The organism is Sporomusaceae bacterium, assembly GCA_031460455.1.
Taxonomy (GTDB): Bacteria; Bacillota; Negativicutes; order Sporomusales; family UBA7701; genus Anaeroselena.
Map to the genome: position 1 here is coordinate 107,902 of JAVKTQ010000010.1, position 16,956 is coordinate 124,857.

17 protein-coding genes and 1 riboswitch are annotated in these 16,956 nt (G+C 61.8%); all 17 genes read right to left on the reverse strand.

Going from position 1 to position 16,956, the window contains the following annotated elements; genetic code table 11:
- Position 1: 1 nt before the first annotated feature.
- A complete protein-coding gene (gcvH, locus tag RIN56_14705; GenBank protein MDR7868044.1) occupies positions 2-391 on the reverse strand; it encodes a glycine cleavage system protein GcvH in 390 nt (129 codons plus the stop codon).
- Positions 392-394: 3 nt separating this feature from the next.
- Positions 395-1,492: a glycine cleavage system aminomethyltransferase GcvT gene (gene gcvT / locus RIN56_14710; GenBank protein ID MDR7868045.1), complete on the reverse strand. Its 1,098-nt coding sequence runs from the start codon at positions 1,490-1,492 to the stop codon at positions 395-397.
- Positions 1,493-1,718: 226 nt separating this feature from the next.
- Positions 1,719-1,805: riboswitch (glycine riboswitch) on the reverse strand.
- A gap of 94 nt (positions 1,806-1,899) precedes the next feature.
- Positions 1,900-2,679, reverse strand: coding sequence for a carbon-nitrogen family hydrolase (locus RIN56_14715; protein ID MDR7868046.1), 780 nt, complete (start codon positions 2,677-2,679; stop codon positions 1,900-1,902).
- A gap of 217 nt (positions 2,680-2,896) precedes the next feature.
- A complete protein-coding gene (locus RIN56_14720; protein ID MDR7868047.1) occupies positions 2,897-3,520 on the reverse strand; it encodes a hypothetical protein in 624 nt (207 codons plus the stop codon).
- A gap of 10 nt (positions 3,521-3,530) precedes the next feature.
- Positions 3,531-4,241, reverse strand: coding sequence for a 4Fe-4S binding protein (locus RIN56_14725; GenBank protein ID MDR7868048.1), 711 nt, complete (start codon positions 4,239-4,241; stop codon positions 3,531-3,533).
- A gap of 46 nt (positions 4,242-4,287) precedes the next feature.
- Positions 4,288-4,749 (reverse strand): DUF3795 domain-containing protein, encoded by a 462-nt coding sequence (locus RIN56_14730; protein ID MDR7868049.1) that lies wholly within the window; start codon positions 4,747-4,749, stop codon positions 4,288-4,290.
- Between the two features lie 38 nt (positions 4,750-4,787).
- Positions 4,788-5,954 carry an amidohydrolase family protein gene (locus RIN56_14735; protein ID MDR7868050.1) on the reverse strand — a complete coding sequence of 389 codons (1,167 nt, stop codon included), beginning with the start codon at positions 5,952-5,954 and terminating at the stop codon, positions 4,788-4,790.
- A gap of 33 nt (positions 5,955-5,987) precedes the next feature.
- Entirely contained in the window at positions 5,988-7,472 is a 1,485-nt protein-coding gene (locus RIN56_14740) for a tripartite tricarboxylate transporter permease (protein ID MDR7868051.1), read from the reverse strand.
- Positions 7,473-7,484: 12 nt separating this feature from the next.
- Positions 7,485-7,970: a tripartite tricarboxylate transporter TctB family protein gene (locus RIN56_14745; GenBank protein MDR7868052.1), complete on the reverse strand. Its 486-nt coding sequence runs from the start codon at positions 7,968-7,970 to the stop codon at positions 7,485-7,487.
- Positions 7,971-8,043: 73 nt separating this feature from the next.
- Complete coding sequence (locus RIN56_14750; GenBank protein MDR7868053.1) at positions 8,044-9,060, reverse strand: tripartite tricarboxylate transporter substrate binding protein; 1,017 nt, start codon at positions 9,058-9,060, stop codon at positions 8,044-8,046.
- A gap of 39 nt (positions 9,061-9,099) precedes the next feature.
- Positions 9,100-9,885: an SDR family oxidoreductase gene (locus RIN56_14755; GenBank protein ID MDR7868054.1), complete on the reverse strand. Its 786-nt coding sequence runs from the start codon at positions 9,883-9,885 to the stop codon at positions 9,100-9,102.
- Between the two features lie 107 nt (positions 9,886-9,992).
- Entirely contained in the window at positions 9,993-11,006 is a 1,014-nt protein-coding gene (locus RIN56_14760) for a LacI family DNA-binding transcriptional regulator (protein MDR7868055.1), read from the reverse strand.
- A 154-nt stretch (positions 11,007-11,160) separates the two neighbouring features.
- Complete coding sequence (locus tag RIN56_14765) at positions 11,161-11,577, reverse strand: MaoC family dehydratase (GenBank protein MDR7868056.1); 417 nt, start codon at positions 11,575-11,577, stop codon at positions 11,161-11,163.
- A gap of 22 nt (positions 11,578-11,599) precedes the next feature.
- The gene (locus tag RIN56_14770; GenBank protein ID MDR7868057.1) at positions 11,600-12,739 is read right to left on the reverse strand and encodes an acyl-CoA dehydrogenase; all 1,140 of its coding nucleotides are present in this window, start codon (positions 12,737-12,739) and stop codon (positions 11,600-11,602) included.
- A 34-nt stretch (positions 12,740-12,773) separates the two neighbouring features.
- Positions 12,774-14,240 carry a 4-hydroxyphenylacetate 3-hydroxylase family protein gene (locus tag RIN56_14775; GenBank protein MDR7868058.1) on the reverse strand — a complete coding sequence of 489 codons (1,467 nt, stop codon included), beginning with the start codon at positions 14,238-14,240 and terminating at the stop codon, positions 12,774-12,776.
- A gap of 2 nt (positions 14,241-14,242) precedes the next feature.
- Entirely contained in the window at positions 14,243-14,839 is a 597-nt protein-coding gene (locus tag RIN56_14780; GenBank protein ID MDR7868059.1) for an indolepyruvate oxidoreductase subunit beta, read from the reverse strand.
- Complete coding sequence (locus RIN56_14785) at positions 14,836-16,650, reverse strand: thiamine pyrophosphate-dependent enzyme (protein MDR7868060.1); 1,815 nt, start codon at positions 16,648-16,650, stop codon at positions 14,836-14,838. Before RIN56_14785 ends, RIN56_14780 begins: the two co-directional genes overlap by 4 nt.
- Between the last annotated feature and the right edge of the window lie 306 nt (positions 16,651-16,956).

Here is a 16,956-nt window from a genome sequence, read left to right on the forward strand (position 1 = left end):
GCTAATGGCCTCCCTCCGCCGTAAACTTCTCATACCCGGCGGCGTCGAGCAGAGCGTCGAGCTCGCCGGGGTTGCTCATCTCGATGACCGCGATCCAGCCGTCGCCGTAGGGATCGCCGTTGATAATCTCCGGCGTGTCGTTGAGCGCGTCGTTGACCGCCGCCACCGTCCCGGAAAGCGGCGCGTAAATGTCGGACACCGCCTTCACCGACTCGACCACCGAAAAGCCCTGACCGGCGGTTACCGCCGCTCCCAGCGTCGGCACCTCGACAAAAACCACGTCGCCAAGCTGGTGCTGGGCGAAATCGGTGATCCCCACCGTCGCCCGGTTGCCTTCCACCCTGACCCATTCATGTTCGCGCGAGTACTTAAGTTCCTGCGGATTATTCATTCGTTATTTCCCCTCTCTTTTATAAAATGGCCTCGGGATAACTTCGGCAGCCACCGCCTTGCCGCGGATCTCGACCGCGAGGCCGGTTCCCGGCTTGGCGTACGCGGCCTCCACCAGCGCCATCCCAAGGTTTTTATCCAATGTCGGCGCGTACGAGCCGGTCGTCACAATCCCGATCCGCCGGCCGTCGGCCAGAACCGGATACTCCGCCCGCGCCACACCGCGCTCGGTCAACACGAAGCCCGCGATCTTGCGCGGCGGCCCCGCCTCTTTCTGCGCGGCCAGCACCGCCCGGCCGTTGAAATCCCCTTTATCGAGACTCACGAAGCGGGTCAGCCCCGCTTCCACCGGCGAAATCGTCGGCGATAGCTCGTGCCCGTAGAGCGGCATACAGGCTTCGAACCGCAGCGTATCGCGGCACCCCAGCCCGGCCGGCGCCAGCCCCAGCGGCGCCCCCGCCTCCATGACCGCTTCCCACAGGGGCGCGGCATCCGCGGGGCGGCAGTAGATCTCGAACCCGTCCTCGCCCGTATACCCGGTGCGCGACACCATCACCCGCCGCCCGGCCACCTCGGCCTCCGGCAAAAACCAGTAATAGCCGAGCCGGTCCAGGGGCGCGGCAGTCAGCTTCGCAAGGATCGCCCGCGCCGCCGGCCCCTGCAGCGCCAGTTCCGCCGTTTCCGCCGACAGATTGGCGAGCTTCACGTTGAAGCCCGCGCTGTTATCCCGGAGCCAATCCCAGTCCTTGGCGATATTCGCGGCGTTGATCACCAGCAGGTAATCCTCGGGCCCGTAGCGGTAGATGAGCAGATCGTCGACCGTGCCGCCGTCCGGGTAGCACATCGGCGAATACTGCACCTGGGTATCAGACATCTTCGCCACATCGTTGGTCACCACCTTCTGCAGGTAGGCCAGCGCCTCCGGACCCTTTACCGCCACCTCTCCCATGTGGGACACATCGAACAGGCCCGCCTGCTCCCGCACCGCCCGGTGCTCGGCAAGGATGCCGCCATACTGGACAGGCAGCAGCCACCCCCCGAACTCGACGATCTTGCCGCCGTACTTCAGATGGGTTTCGTATAAGGGCGTCTTCTCGGCCATGAAACTCTCCCCCCTTGATAATAATAGGCTTTCTCCCGGTCAGAATAATTATTAATGGGCTTAGCCCGTTCCCCCTGAAATCGGCGGGTACTTCCCCCATGTTCCCCACAGAAGAAAAGACAGAGACAAACGAGCACCCGCTCCTTTGTCTCTGTCCCTTTTACCTGAGAGATTCACCCGTGAGGGTTCTCCTTCGGCGGCGCCGGCGGCGCACTCTCCAGAGGATGGTCCGGCCATGGTCCTTTTGCCTGAGAGTTTGACAAAGGTTTTACTCCTTCGGCGCCGCTTGCGCGGTCTCTCCCGCGGCCATCATTCCCTATTTTGTTAATGAATTCCTTCGCTGTCGCCCGCGCTTTTCCTGCGGTGCGGAAAAAATTCTTTATTTCACAATCCGCCGTCCGTCGGATTTAATACAACTGCGGCCGGCGGTCGGCGAACACCGGCATCCGCCGCCTGATCTCCTCCCCGGCCGCGAAATCCACTTCCACGACCAACACCTCCTCGCCGGCCTCCGAGCCTTCCGCCAGCACCTCGCCCCACGGGTCGACGGCCAGCGAATGGCCGTAAAATACGTTGCTCTCGTCGCTGCCGACCCGGTTGACGGCGATGACAAACATTTGATTCTCGATCGCCCGGGCGATATTGAGCGCTCGCCAGTGCGCGCCCCGCGACGCAGGCCACTCGGCGGGGACGAACAGCGTCCGGCACCCTTCCAGCGCCATGGCCCGCGGCAATTCGGTAAACCGCAGGTCATAGCAGATAATCATCCCGGCGGGGCCGAAGCTCAGCTCAAAAGCCACCCTGCTGTCGCCGGGAGCGAGGTAGCGGTCCTCCGCCATCAGGCCGATGAGGTGGATCTTGCTGTACTTTGCGATCACCTCGCCGTCGGCGCCGATGGCATAGCAGGTATTGTAGACCCGCCCGTCCCGCGCCTCGGCGATCGACCCGCTGATGATCTCCACCCCGTGCCCGCGGGCGAACGCCGTCAGCATCGCCATCGTCGGGCCGTCGGCCGGCTCGGCCAGTCTGTCTATCTCCGCCAGCTTGTAGCCTGTCGTCCACATCTCCGGCAATACGAACAGCCTCGCGCCGCGCGCCAGCCCCGCAGCGAGCATCGCCTCCGCCTTGCGGCGGTTGGCGGCCACATCGCCGAGCGCAATATCCATCTGCAGCAGCGCAACCTTCATGTCATTCTCTCCTCTCGCCCGGGCAGCCCTTATTCCTACATAATAATATACGCCGCCGGCGCCTATTTCCTGCCGGTATGGCGTATAAAATTCGCCCCGGCCGGCGATTACCCCTCCTAGACAGAGACGCCCCGCGGCATCGGCCGCGGGGCGTCTCTGTCTAGGAGGGGGTAGGTAGGGGATCTATTATTTTAAGCGTTATTAGCTTCGCGGCCGGTCAATCGGCGAATTCCTGGATAAGCTCGGCGGCGCGCACCGGGTTGAACACCCCGCAGATACACGGCTTGGCCAGCAGCTCGCCCGCCTTTTCCGGACTCAGCTCCTTCCTCTTCACCTGACCGGCCAGCGCGAGGATCAGGTTGAACGACACCAGGCCGTGCCCGCACATCGTCGCCACTTCCTGGACCTTCTTGTCAGGCAGCAGCTCGGTCTTGCCCCATATCCCGAGAGAGTTGACGATCGTGTGCGGTGTCAGGCCCACCTGATCGCAGCATTCCTCCACATTGTGCATCAGCCCGGACACGGTCACGCACAGCCCGAGATCGGCCTCCTTCAGATCCTTCAGCACTGCTATCAACTGCTCGCGGCTGCGGAATACGCCGTGGACCAGCTCGTTCTCGACAATTATCTCCTTCACCTTGTCCGCGCCGCCCAGCGAAAACCGGCTGCCGCCCTTCGAATCGCCGATATTTACCGGGTTATGGCGGGCGAGGATCTCGAACACCTTATCCAGTTTGGGTTTGCTGCCAGCCGACGTCAGACCGCTTGAAGGCATCGCGAAGACGACAAAATCCTGTCCCAGCGACTCAAGGCTGCCTTGGCGGTGTAATGTATGTGTCATGATTGTCCTCCTATTCCACCAGGGGCCGGCCAAGCCCCACGTTAATCTTCGCGTTCGGGCGGAAATATGTCTTCGCCTCACGGAGCGTCGCCAGCATCGGCCAGCGGACCTCAAGCCCGGCGCGGCAGGCGACGTCCACGCTGAACACCGTCTCCAGCGTCGCGCCCGTCTTGCGGACAACCTCCAGCACCGCCAGCAGTTCACTCTCCGGCACGGCAAACTCGATGATCGCCGACAGCACCTTCTCATCGCGGATCTCCGGCGGCAGCTCGCCGGTGACGGGGTTTATCAGGTTGGTCAACGGGTTCTTCGGCTCGAATTCGACTCCGTAGCGGGCCAGCGCCATCGACAACTTCTCCAGCTCCCTGAGCCGCGCCCCGATACCGGGCCGGCCGATCTCCAGGGCAATGCCCACAAACCCGCGCTTGAACCGCCCGGTGACATCGTTTGTCTTGATCTCCTCCGTGCCGCGGCCGGCAAGGCCGGTCTCCTTATGAATATTCAGCGGATCGCTGTAGATGGCCCGCACTGCCCGCGGCCACTCCAGCGGCTGCTGCTCGATGGCGTCCACCGGACAGACGGCGACCCGGCGGCATACTCCGCACTCGACGCACTCGTCGAGCTCGATGCACGCGGTCGCCTCCGCCATTTTGATCGCATTAGCCGGGCAATAGGGAAGACAACTGCCGCAGCCGACACACTTTTCCTGATCAATTTTCACAGCTCTTTCCTCCTCACTGACGCAAATCTATCGACTCGCGTCACTTCTACGACTTCCGCGGCGCCTCGTCCCAGCGATAATGCCGGCCCCGCTTCGGCGCCCAATCGTCAGCGCCGTGCTCGCCGATCATCGCCAGGTTATGCGCCAAATCCTCATGGTTGGCCTTCAATGGCGCCAGCAGCCCGCATTCCCGGAACGCACCGCACTCCCAGCAGCCGGCGTAGTTCTTCTCCATGGCGCACTTCCGCACCGCGCAGCCCGGTTTGCCGCCTCCATCGCCGCACAGTTTGCGGCATTCCAGCCCTTTTATCGCCTGCAGCACGGCGGCGAACGTCGGATAGCCTGCGAAAGCGGCGTTGCCGCCGGCCTTGTATGCAGCATACTTAGCGAAATTCAGGTCTGTCAGCAAGCGTTCCAGTTTGCCCACCGTCTCGTACAGCGCCCTGTTGGCCGGGATGCAGTCCTTGCAGTACAGCCCGCAGCACGCCGTGAAATTTCTGTCCGTCATCGGTTTTCCTCCTGCGGCCCCATCCTGCCGGCTGTCCGTCAGGCCGGGCCGCCGCAGGCGATCACGCCTGCCTTCATTACCATCCTGACCCGCGCTACCGCCCGGATATCCTCCAGCGGATTGCCGGCCACCGCCACGATATCGGCGGCCTTGCCCTGAGCCAGACTGCCCACGCGCTGCTCCAGCCCGCAGACCATCGCTCCGTGCAGGGTGGCGGCTCTCAGCGCCTCCGCCGGTTTTGCCCCGGCGGCGACGATATATTCAAGTTCATGGGCCAATTGCCCGTGCGCCCCGTCGGTGCCTACGGCGTATTTCACGCCGCTCGCCACAATGGCGGCCAGCCGTTCCCTCACCTCTTCGCGGCCGCGGCGGAAAGCCTCCCGCCGCTGAGCGTCGAGCGTCGGCTTGTCGGCGAGGAATTCGCCCGGCGTCAGCACAAGCCAGGACTGCGCCTGCTCGAGCAGGGCGATCTCGCCGTCGGTGAGATAATACCCGTGCTCGATCGAATCGATGCCCGCCTCAAGGCAGAGCGCGAATCCCGGCCCGCCGATGCAGTGCACCGCCGTCCTTACCCCGGCGCGGCGGGCCTCCTCGGCCAGCGTCATCACTTCCTCCCGCGACGGGAAGCAGGCAATGCGCTCGCCGCTCCGCACCGTCCCGGTAGCGTAAAACTTGATCAGATCGGCGCCGTTCTTGAGGTTTTCCCGCACCGCGCACCGCCACGCCTCCACACCGTCGAACGGCAGGCCGACAAACCCGTGCCCGTGGCTGGCCCGAATGCCCCGCGTTGCTACCACCAGCCGGGGACCGGCCAACCGGCCCTCCTCAATCGCCTTGCGGCAGGCCACATCGATAAAATGGCGGTCGCCCATGCAGCGCGACGTCGTCACCCCCGAGCGGAGGTCGTCCGCCAGCGTCTTCACCGCCCGCAGCGTAAGCTCGCCCTCGCTGTCGTTCATCCTGAACAGGTAATTGTCCAGGGTGACGTCGAGCGACAAGTGATTGTGGCAGTCCACCAGGCCGGGGATAAGGACGTCGTCCCCACAATCGACGATTTGGGCGTCGCCGGCCACGGCCAGCAGCTCTGCCTTCGTACCGACGGCGGCGATCAGGCCGTCCCCGGTCAGCACCGCGCCGTTCTTGAGCGGCGGGCTGCCGGCTTCGGCGATCAGCAGCCCCCCGCATACCAACTTACGTTGTCCCATAATACTCATCCCTTTATATAGCTCGTCTTCCCATTAATCTGCAACCTTGCGCGACTGCCGCCACTTGTTAATAAACGGCCAGGACAGCGACACGACCCCGAACAGGAAGAACAGCACCGCGATCGGTCGCGTGAAGACAAGCAGGATATTGCCGTGGAACATGATCAGCGACTGCTGCAGCGCCTGCTCCAGCATCGGTCCCAGGATGAGCCCCAGAGCGATCGGCGACAGGGGCAGATCGTTCTTGACCATCACATAGCCGATAAGGCCTGATATGAACATCACCCACACGTCGAACATCGTCGTATCGCAGGCGTACGACCCGATGACCGTCAGCACGACCACCATCGGCGCCAGTGCGCTCCGCGGCGTCTTGACCACCGAGCAGGCCCCCTTGCAGAACGCCAGACCGATGAAATACAGCAGTATCTGGATGACCATAAAGCCGACCAGCATCGTATAGGTGATGTCGGCATGCTTGGTGAACAGGTTGGGACCGGGGCGAAGCCCGTGGATATAGAGGGCGCCGAGGAAAATCGCCGCCGGGGCGCTCCCCGGAATGCTCAGCGTCAGCAGCGGGATGAGCGAGCCGCCGGTGACGCCGTTGTTGCCCGCCTCCGAGGCAATGATGCCTTCCCACGAACCCTTGCCGAACTTCTCCGGCTCTTTGGACGAGCGTTTCGCCTCGTTATAGCACAGGAACGAGCCGATATCCGGCCCGGCCGCCGGGATGATGCCGATAATAATGCCGATGACCGCCGACTTCAGCGTCAGCCACCAGTGTTTGGCGAGCTCGCTTACCTTGATCGCCATCGGACCGACCGACGGGCAGACGGTATTCTTCGCCCCCCCTTCGATCATCAGGAAAATCTCCGGCAGCGAGAATATGCCGATCAGCACCGGCACCAGCGGCACACCGCCGATCATCTCGTGCAGGCCGTAAGTAAAGCGCGGAAAACCCTCCACCGGATCCTGGCCGACTGTTGCCAGTATCAGGCTCAGGAAACCCACCAGCACGCCCTTGACCATATTTTCCGCCGTCAGCATGCACACAACGCTCAGGCCGAAGAAAGCCAGCATCATCGTCTCCGGCGGGCCCACCTTCAGGGCGAAGATCGCCAGCACCGGCGCGCCCAGCAGCAGGGCGATCGAACTCAGAAAACCGCCCATTGCCGACCCGAAGGTCGACAGATGCAGCGCCTTTCCTGCCTGACCCTGTTTGGTCAGATAGAAGCCGTCAAAGGTCGTCGGCATCGACGCCGGCGTTCCCGGGATGCCCAGCAGCACGGCCGACACCGACCCGCCGTAGATCGCGCCGCAATAAATGCCGCTAAGGAGCAGCAGCGCCGCCTGCGGCGTCAGGAAATACGAGACAGGCACAAACACCGCCACACCCATCGTGGCCGTGAAACCGGGGAGAGAGCCGAACAGGATGCCGATCGCCGTACCGGCTATGGCGACGGCCACATTCATCGGCTCGAAAAAGTTAGTGAAACCAACCAGAACACTTTCCCACATCTGTTTCTCCCCCTACAGGTCCAGGAATTCGAGCAGCATACCTGTGGGCAGCGACACGAATAACAGGTCTGTGAACAGAATATACAGAGCCAGGGCGACGATCACCGGGACGGTGAAAAGAATCTTTTTATCCCTCATCCCCAGGTACGCCATGGCGACGATGCCGAAAATGATTGTCGCAAGCAGATATCCGAGAAAATAAATACTCACTATATGCGCGAAAATAATGGCGATCATAACCGCAACCTGCCTGTTCATCACGAACGGCGGCCTGTCGCTTCGCCGTTTGGCCTTTATAAACGCCTGCACAAGCAGCGTCAGTGTCAGCACCATCGCGCAGCCCAGCAGGATGCGGGGGTAAAACTGGGCTTTCTCGGGCGTGCCCGCCGCATCTACCCACAGCTTGATCTCGCCGATAAGCAGAACGATTGCGATGAGGGCATCAGCCGGAATGACTCGCAGTAACGCGTTAATGGCAATAACCTCCTCCCGAAGCAACCTGCGCCGCCGCACCTCTCAGGCGGGTTCCGGCCAGAGCCGGAACCCGCCCCGGTGACAGAACGGCTCGACGTTATTGAGGCTTGATCCCCAGTTCGTTGATGAGGCTCTTGTAAACTTCGAAGTCCTTCTTGTAGAACTCGCCGAACTGTTTGTAATCCATGAACTTCGGCGCCAGACCGGCCTTCTTGGCTTCTTCCTGCCAGCCCTTGTCGTCGTAGACCTTCTTCAGCGCGTCGCTCAGGATTTTAATGACTTCCTCCGGCGTGCCGGGGGTCACCACGATGCCGCGCCACTGGGCGTGGACGACGTCGATGCCTTGCTCCTTGAGAGTCGGCACATTGGGCGCCAGCGGCGAGCGCTCGGCGCTCGTCACGGCGATGGCAACCACATGGCCGGCTTCCATTGCGGCCAGCGCTTCGGAGATCGACTGGCTGGCGCTGTCGCAGTTGCCGCCGGCCACCGCGGCCAACGCCGGGGCGCCGCCGTTGAACGGCATCCGCTTGAACTTCGCGCCGGTCGCCTTCTCGACCTTGAGGCGGAGGAAGTCGTGGACGTTCCAGTTGCCGCCCATACCCATGGTGATCTGCTCGGGCTTGCTCTTGGCCAGGTCGATAAACTCCTTCATGTTCTTGACGCCGAGGTCCTTGCGGACGACGATGAAGTTGGCGTCGTCAGACAGCAGCGCCACCGGCACGAAGCTCTTCTCGTTGTAGGTGATGCCCTTCATGATGAACTGGTCGGTGAATTGGAACGGCACCAGTGCGCCTACCTGATAGCCGTCCGGCTTCATATTGGCGATGGTGGTCGCGCCCTGGACGCCGCCGCCGGCGGGCACGTTGGTGACGACAACCTTGGTGTTGTTGGGCAGGTACTTTTCAAGATACTTGGCCGTTATCCGGGACATGACATCTTGGCCGCCGCCGGCGGAATAGGGCACGATGATCTCGATCGGCTTCTTCGGGTAATCGATTGCCTTCTTGGCCGTGTCCGCGCTCTTGCCGCCGCCGCCGCAGCCGGCCACCAGCATGACACTCAGCGCCACCGCGAGTAACCCCAGGACCCACCGATACTTCTTGGAAAACACCACTTTACATTCCCTCCCATATATTTTTTGGAGCATGGAACCCTAACGAATATTATTGCCGTTGATGATCGTATAGCCGCCGTCGACGATCACCGCCTGGCCGGTAATAAAGCTGGCGCCCGTTATCAGGCTGACCACCGCCTCGCCGACATCCTCGGCTTCGGCCGGCCGTCCCAGCGGCGTCCCCGCCGACAGCTTCCTGGCAAATTCAGGTTTATCCCCCACCCAGCGGGTCATGACCACGCCTGGCAGCACAGCGTTCACCCGCACATCGGGGGCGAGCACGAGAGCGAACGACTTGGTCACGCTGATCGCCGCCGCTTTCGAGGCACAGTAAGCCATCGAGCTGCCGCGGCCGGTGATGCCGGAAATCGAGCACACGTTCACCACGCAGCCCTTATTCTTCTTCAGCTCCTCGGCGCACGCCCGGATGAGGAAAAAATGGCCTTTCACGTTCGTATTCCAGGCATTGTCCCAGTACTCTTCCTTCATTCCTTCCAGGTCGTCCATAGCCACATGGTCGGTCGTGCCGGCATTGTTTACGACCACATCCACCCGGCCGAACTTCGCCATCGTCTCCGCGAACATCCGGCGCGCGTCGGCGTCCTTGGATACGTCCGCCTTGCAGATCATCCCGTCGGCGCCGAGTTTTTTCACCTCCGCCAGCGTTGCGATCGCGTCGCTCTCGGAGCGCGAGTAGTTGACGACAACGTTGGCCCCCCTCTCGGCCAGCATCAGCGACACGGCGCGGCCGATACCCGTGCCGCCGCCGGTGACGATCGCCGTTTTTCCTTTCACGTCGAACATAAATACCACCATTCCTTCCATCTATTTTCCGCCTCCGGGCCGTTTCCGGCCCGCAGACTTTCATCAACACCCGGTAATTTGACTAAAACAGAGATAATCATTTAGGTAAACGTTTACTTGGGCAAAAATTAAATCCGTCGCTCGCCGTTGCCGACAATCAGTCGCGGCTGGAAAACAACCTCGCGATTATTGAGACCGTTGTTCTGGATTCGCTCCAGCATAAGCTCGGCCACCTTGCCGCCCATCAGCGACGGGTCCGAAGCGGCGATCGTCGGCCGCACCGAAAACAGCTCGATGTTCTCGATTCTTTCGTAGGCCACGATCGACAGCTCCTCCGGCACGCTCACGCCGTTGTTCATCACATACTTCAGCGCCCCGACGGTCATCATGTTGTTCATTACGATCATCGCCGTCGGCCGGTCGCTCATCCGCGCCCAGGCGGCCGCTCCCTGATAACCGGCTTCCAGCGTGAAGTCGCCGTCATACCTGTAAGGATAACCCTCGCCGACATCTATCCCGACCTCGTGCATCGCCTTCTGGAAACCCGTGAACCTCCCCCGGCCGGTGCTCACGTTCAGTGCACCGTTGAGGACGAAAATCTTGCGGTGCCCGAGATCCAGCAGATGGGTGGTAAGCTCATACGCCCCCTGGACGCTGTTGCTGTCCACAAGGTCGCCGCGGAAGCAGACGTCGCGGATTTTGCGGTTGACCGCCACCACCGGAATCTTCTTGCTCAGCCCGACCACATAGTCGTCGTTCTCGCCCGTGGTGTTGAGGATCAGCCCGTCGATCTTCTTGCTTGTCAGCAGCTCGAGATAGGCCAGCTCGCGCTTCTTCCTGTTCTCCGTGCTGCAGACTATCAGGCTGTAGCCCTCTTTGTTGACAATATCCTCGACCGCCTTGGCCATCTCGATGAAATAGTTATTGGTAATGTCGGAAACCAGGAAGCCCAGCGAAAAGGTGGCGTCCTTCTTCAGGCTCCTCGCAATGAGGTTGGGCACATACTGCAGCTCGCCGATCGATTGCTGCACGCTCCTGGTGACCTCCGGGCTTACATAGTAGTTGCTGTTGATGACCCGAGAAACGGTGGCGACCGATACTCCCGCGTGCTTGGCGACATCCTTGATCGTGACCTTTTCCACACTAAACCTCTTTTGTAATCGTTTACTTATACTAACATTATCACCATCTGCCACAACTGTCAACGGAAAATGCGGAATAGTCAGACACCGGCGGGAATGCGTTCCCCCGCGCCGGCCGGGCTTTGCCCCCGGCCGGCGCAGGAAAACAACCCTTTTACTTTTTAAGCATCGTCGCCTTGCCGTCGACCACCAGCACGCCGTCCTGGTTGGTCACCGTCGTCCGGAAAATCAGCCGGTTCTTGGCCTCGATCTTCTCGATGCACTCTACCGTAGCCGTCACCGTGTCGCCGATCTTCACCGGGGCGCGGAAAGAGAGCTCCTGGCCCATGTAGATGGTGTTGGCCCCCGGCAGGGCGGTGCCGAGGACGGCCGAGATGAATCCCGCCGACAGCATGCCGTGGGCGATCCGCTCCTTGAACATCGTCTGCTTGGCATATTCGCTGTTGATATGCACCGGGTTGAAGTCGCCGGTCACGCCGGCGAAGGTATAGACGTCGAACTCGCTCACCGTCTTGGTCATGCTGGCCTTGTCGCCGACCTTGACAGCGGCGAACGGGATATCCTGCACCATATCGTAATCTCCTCTCTTTCCGTTAGCGGAGAATGGCTCCCGAAATGACCATCTTCTGCACCTGGTTGGTGCCCTCGTAGATCTGGGCGATCTTGGCGTCGCGCATCAGGCGCTCGACCGGGTACTCGCGGCTGTAGCCGTAGCCGCCGAAGACCTGCACGGCGTCGGTGGACACCTCCATAGCGATATCGGACGCGTACAGCTTCGCCATCGCCGCTTCCTTGGAATACGGCAGGCCGTTCTCCTTGTTGTAGGCGGCCCGGTAAGTCAGCAGCCTGGCGCAGTCGACCTTGACAGCCATGTCGGCCAGCATAAAGGCGATGGCCTGGTTGGCGGAAATCGGCTTGCCGAACTGCACCCGCTCCTTCGAGTATTTGATTGCCTGGTCGAGAGCCGACTGGGCGATGCCCAGCCCCTGGGTGGCGATGCCGATGCGGCCGCCGTCGAGGGTCGACATAGCGATCTTGAACCCTTCGCCCTCCTTGCCGAGCATGTTTTCCTTCGGCACCTTCACATCCTGGAAAATCAGCTCCTGGGTCTGCGAAGAGCGGATGCCCATCTTGTGCTCCTTCTTGCCGAAGGTGAAGCCGGGCATGCCCTTCTCCAGGATAAAGGCGCTGATGCCCTTGACGCCCTTCGTCTTGTCGGTCATGGCAAAAACAACGTTGGTCTCGGCCTCGCCGCCGTTGGTGATAAAAATCTTACTGCCGTTCAACAGGTAGTGATCGCCCTTGTCGACAGCCACCGTCTGCTGGGAAGCGGCGTCGGTGCCGGCGTTCGGCTCGGTGAGAGCGAAAGCGCCCACCTTTTTACCCTCCACCAGCGGCACGAGGTATTTCTGCTTCTGCTCTTCCGAGCCATAGGCGAAAATCGGCCAGGCGCACAGCGACACCGTAGCCATGTAAGACACGCCGATGCCGGCGTCGGCCTTGCAGATCTCCTCGGCGGCCAGCACATAGCTCAGATAGTCGCCGTCGGCGCCGCCGTACTTCTCGGGAAAACAGATGCCGTTGAGGCCAAGCTCGCCGATCGCGTCGAGGAGCGCGCGGTCAGGCCGCTCGTTCTCGTCCCGCTCGGCTGCTCCCGGAGCGATCTGCTTCTCGGCGAATTCGCGGACCATCTTCTGCATCATCAATTGGTCTTCGGTCAGCTCAAAGCGCATTTTTCTTCCTCCACTTCATTTTCGCTCGTACTTATTAGGAGACAGTATCTTTGCCGGCTATCCCGGCGATCTTCTTCGCCAATTCCTTTTTGGCCTCAAGGTTGCCCTGGCGGGCGATCATGATCCGCTGCGCCTGGGGCGAGCCGGCGCCGTGCATCGACTCGGTGCGGTAGCCGACCGCCGCCGTTCCCAGCGTCAGATTCTCCACCAGCCTGAGTATCCGCAGGCGGTGCTCGGTCGGCACGCCCGCCGTGCCGCCCAGGTACTTCTCAAGCTTCGGCCCGATCTCCGGGTGGCGGAAATCCTGCTCCGACGGCATGGTCACGAACAGGCCGCCGGCGATATCCTCGGCCAGGCGGGCGATCTCGTACGGGAAGCGGGTCACATTCTGCTTACAGACATTGGCCAGCAGCATATCGATCAGGTACGTCCCCGAGGCCGTCCGCGCCCCGGCGGCCGAGCAGGCGATGCCGCAGGCGTACAGCGTCTCGTTGAGGTGAACCATCTCGATCAGCTTATCCTTGACATGCGACGCCTTCGCGGCGCCGTTGTACTCGGCGGCCAGCGCGGCGGCGCCGATCAGCACGTCGCCCACGCCCACCTTGCAGCCGCCGTAGCTCTGGCGGTGGTACCCGGCGAAGCGCTCGACAAGCGCACCGCTGAAGCGGTACTCGCCGCACATGAATACATCCTTCCACGGCACGAACACATCCTCGAAAATCACCAGCGACTCGTGCCCGCCGAACGTGCTGTTGCCGGTATCGATCTCCCCGCCCTCCAGCTTGCGGGTATCGCACGACTGGCGACCGTAGATATACGTTATGCCGGCCGCGTCGGCGGGCGCCGCGAAGCACACGGCATAAGCCGCGTCCTCCTCACCCATGCTGATCGTCGGCATCACCAGAATCCAGTGCGAGTTGAGCGCCCCCGTCTGGTGGCACTTCGCCCCGCGCACCACAATACCGTCGGCCCGCTTCTCGACCACGCGGAGGAAAAGGTCGGGGTCGGCCTGCTTGTGGGGCGGGAGGCTGCGGTCGCCCTTGGGGTCGGTCATCGCCCCGTCGACCGTCAGATCGCCGTCCTGCACCATGGTGACAAAATCGATGAACCGAGCGTGATAATCCGTCCCCAGTTCCCGGTCCATCTCGAACGTCACGCTCTCGACGGCGTTGATCGCGTCCATGCCCACACAGCGCTGGAAGCACGACGCCGTCTTCTGGCCCAGCAGCCGTTGCATCTTCACCTTCTTCACCAGGTCGTCGGCGCTCTGGTGCAGGTGGGCGAAACGGTTGATCTTCCGCCCCGTCAGGCTGGACGTCGCCGTCATCAGCTCCTCGTGGGCCGGGTCGTGCGCCAGGGAATACGTCATCTTCACCGCATTCAGCGACGGACGGATAATGGGGTGGTCGACCGGACTGGCGACCTTCTCCCCCAGCAGATACAGGTTGAACTTCATCTTGCGCAGGCTTTCCTCATACTGCGCCGCTGTCATGAGCGCCATTATCAGCCCTCCTTGCCTATCAGGCCGCGGCCGACCGCGAACGCGCGGCTGTCGTCGGCGTGAAACTTCTCGTCCACCATCGTCAGCAGCTTCTTCAGGATAACGTCGGGCGACAGCACGTTGCTCACCGCCGTTAACGCCCCCAGCATCACCACATTGGTCAGCAGCACGTTGCCAAGCTCCTTGGCCGCCCTGGTCGCATTCAGGAAATGGCCGGCAAGCCCCTTATCCTTGATAATCGCCACGATCTGCTCGGTGCTCGGGTATTCGTCCACCTTCATATTGGCGAGGATGGTCGGCACCGGCGCCGTGTTGATGATGAACGTGCCCTTCTTGCTCAACAGGCCGATATAGCGCAGCGCCTCCAGCGGCTCGAAGCCGAGCAGCACATCCGCCTGGCCCGCCGGCACCAGCGGCGAAAAAATCTCCCCGTCGGCGATCCGCACATGGGACAGCACCGAACCGCCCCGCTGGGCAGCGCCCTTCGTCTCCGTATTCACCACATTATAGCCGGCATCCATCGCGCACTTGGCGACGACTTGGGAAGCAAGGATGTTCCCCTGGCCGCCGACGCCGGCGATCACTAAATCGAACTTCATTTTATGGCCCCCCTCTTGCATACCGATACGCACACCCCGCAGCCGTTACAGCCGCTGGGTTCGATCGCCGCCTTATTGTCGGCCAGGCTGATGGCCGGGCAGCCGAACGTCCGCACGCATAAGCCGCAGCCGTTGCACACCGCCTCATCCACCGCCACCTGCCGCGGCGTAAACGAAATCTTGCCCTCGCGGCCGAACTTCAGATAGCACAGCGCCTCGGCGATAACCACCTTGACGCCCGTCTCCGCAGTCGCCTCGCCGATCACCCTGGCCGTCTCCTCAACATTATAGGGATTGCAGCGGAACACCTTCGCGCCCATCGCCGCCGCCACCGCGCCGGGATCAATCGGCGTCACCGGCTGGTTGAGATTGTTGGCGCTGCCGGGGTGGGGCTGGAAACCGGTCATCGCCGTCGTCGAATTGTAGGCGATCACCACCGTGATATCGCCGCCGTTATAAATGGCGCTCGCCAGTCCGGTGAGGCCGTTATGGAAAAAGGTCGAATCGCCGATAAGCGCGTACACCGGCTTGTCGAAGCCGGCCTTCTTGATACCGTAAGCCATCGGTATCGACGACCCCATGCAGTAAATGGTCGCCTGCAGATTCATCGGCTCGAACGTACCCGCGTCGTGGCAGCCGATATCGCCGGTAACCACGCCGCCGTTCTTGCGCACGACCTCCTTCAGGGCGACCAGCAGCCCGCGGTGGCTGCAGCCGGAACACTGCGTCCGCGTGCGTGCCGAAACATACTGGCCCTGTACCGTGGCGGGATACGGTTTGCCGGCCAGCGCGGCCTCCACCGCCGTCAGCACCAGATTGGTCGACAGCTCCCCCTCCTTGGGCAGATAGCCGCTGCGGCCCAGCACCTCAAGCACGACCTTATGCTCGAAACACAACTCTTTTATCAGCTTCTCGACCACCGGCTCGACCTCTTCGAACACCACGACCTTCTTCAGGCCGCTCACAAAATCGAGCACCTTGCCCTCCGGCAGCGGCAGGGTCGACAGCTTGAGGATAGGCAGCTTGGCGCCGTGGATGCGCTCCGCCTCCTTGAGAAAGGCGTAGCCGATGCCGCAGCCGATGAAGCCGACTTCGCCCGGCGCCTTCTCGGCCCGGTTAAACGGCGAAGCCTCCATCAGCGCCCTCAGCTCGTCCTGTTTGGCGTTCAGCCAGCGGTGCCGCATCTTCGGCCGCAGCTCGCCGCCCGATTCCTTCTCCACCACCGCCGACATCACGAACCGCTTGCGGTCGATCACGAACTCGGCCGGGCGGCTCTGGGGCGCCGCCGCGCCGTACTCCACCATGCCGCCGGCGTGGTTGATGCGCATCACCGGGCGAAGGGCGAAAACCAGCTCAGTCTTCTCCGACAGCTCGAACGCCGCCTTGGTCATGGCATACGCCTCCTGCACGCTCGACGGATCGAACATCGGCAGATGGGCATAGTTATGGACAAGTATCCGCGTATCCTCCTCGCACTGCGACGACAGACCGCCCGGATCGTCGGCGGTGATCAGCACCATCCCCGCGCGGATGCCGGTGAAATTCACGTGCATCAAAAAATCCGTCGCCGCATTGGTGCCGTTGTGCTTCATAACCGCCATCGACCGCTGGTTGGTCAGCGACGCGGCGGTCGCCACCTCGAAGGCGTGTTTCTCGTTAGTCGACCACTCGGCGTACACTCCGGGATACCCGCCGCACAGATCGACGATCTCGGTAGCCGGCGTCCCCGGATAGCCGGCGACGACTTTGACCCCCGACTCCGCCGCTGCGCGGGCGATGGCCTCGTTGCCCAGCATAAACTCTTTTTGCATCAGCTTTCCTCCCATTTCAAGCTCAGAACAGTGTCGCGTCCGCCCGGCCGTAAAGCCGCGGCCGCGGCGGTTCAAAGCTCCTGCCCGACCGCGCGACTGTCCTTAAATTTGTTCATATCCATGAACTTCGTTCATCATTATAAACACATAAACACCCAGTTACCTTTCCCTCTGCCGCCGCGCAACTTAGGCAGGGGAACTACAGGATTCTCATGTTGTTCGATATGACGAACTCTGTTCATTAATATGAACAAAATAAAACTGTTCTTTATGGCGACAGTATTCTTGCCTCTGTAATGCTTTTCC

What these genes read in the sequence shown, in the direction of transcription:
- RIN56_14735 (MDR7868050.1), bottom strand. Translation starts at nt 5,954, where the DNA reads ATGGGACAACGTAAGTTGGTATGCGGGGGGCTGCTGATCGCCGAAGCC.
- RIN56_14775 (MDR7868058.1), bottom strand. Translation starts at nt 14,240, where the DNA reads ATGGCGCTCATGACAGCGGCGCAGTATGAGGAAAGCCTGCGCAAGATG.
- gcvT (MDR7868045.1), bottom strand. Translation starts at nt 1,492, where the DNA reads ATGGCCGAGAAGACGCCCTTATACGAAACCCATCTGAAGTACGGCGGC.
- gcvH (MDR7868044.1), bottom strand. Translation starts at nt 391, where the DNA reads ATGAATAATCCGCAGGAACTTAAGTACTCGCGCGAACATGAATGGGTC.
- RIN56_14720 (MDR7868047.1), bottom strand. Translation starts at nt 3,520, where the DNA reads ATGACACATACATTACACCGCCAAGGCAGCCTTGAGTCGCTGGGACAG.
- RIN56_14730 (MDR7868049.1), bottom strand. Translation starts at nt 4,749, where the DNA reads ATGACGGACAGAAATTTCACGGCGTGCTGCGGGCTGTACTGCAAGGAC.
- RIN56_14780 (MDR7868059.1), bottom strand. Translation starts at nt 14,839, where the DNA reads ATGAAGTTCGATTTAGTGATCGCCGGCGTCGGCGGCCAGGGGAACATC.
- RIN56_14715 (MDR7868046.1), bottom strand. Translation starts at nt 2,679, where the DNA reads ATGAAGGTTGCGCTGCTGCAGATGGATATTGCGCTCGGCGATGTGGCC.
- RIN56_14755 (MDR7868054.1), bottom strand. Translation starts at nt 9,885, where the DNA reads ATGGAAGGAATGGTGGTATTTATGTTCGACGTGAAAGGAAAAACGGCG.
- RIN56_14740 (MDR7868051.1), bottom strand. Translation starts at nt 7,472, where the DNA reads ATGTGGGAAAGTGTTCTGGTTGGTTTCACTAACTTTTTCGAGCCGATG.
- RIN56_14765 (MDR7868056.1), bottom strand. Translation starts at nt 11,577, where the DNA reads ATGGTGCAGGATATCCCGTTCGCCGCTGTCAAGGTCGGCGACAAGGCC.
- RIN56_14770 (MDR7868057.1), bottom strand. Translation starts at nt 12,739, where the DNA reads ATGCGCTTTGAGCTGACCGAAGACCAATTGATGATGCAGAAGATGGTC.
- RIN56_14785 (MDR7868060.1), bottom strand. Translation starts at nt 16,650, where the DNA reads ATGCAAAAAGAGTTTATGCTGGGCAACGAGGCCATCGCCCGCGCAGCG.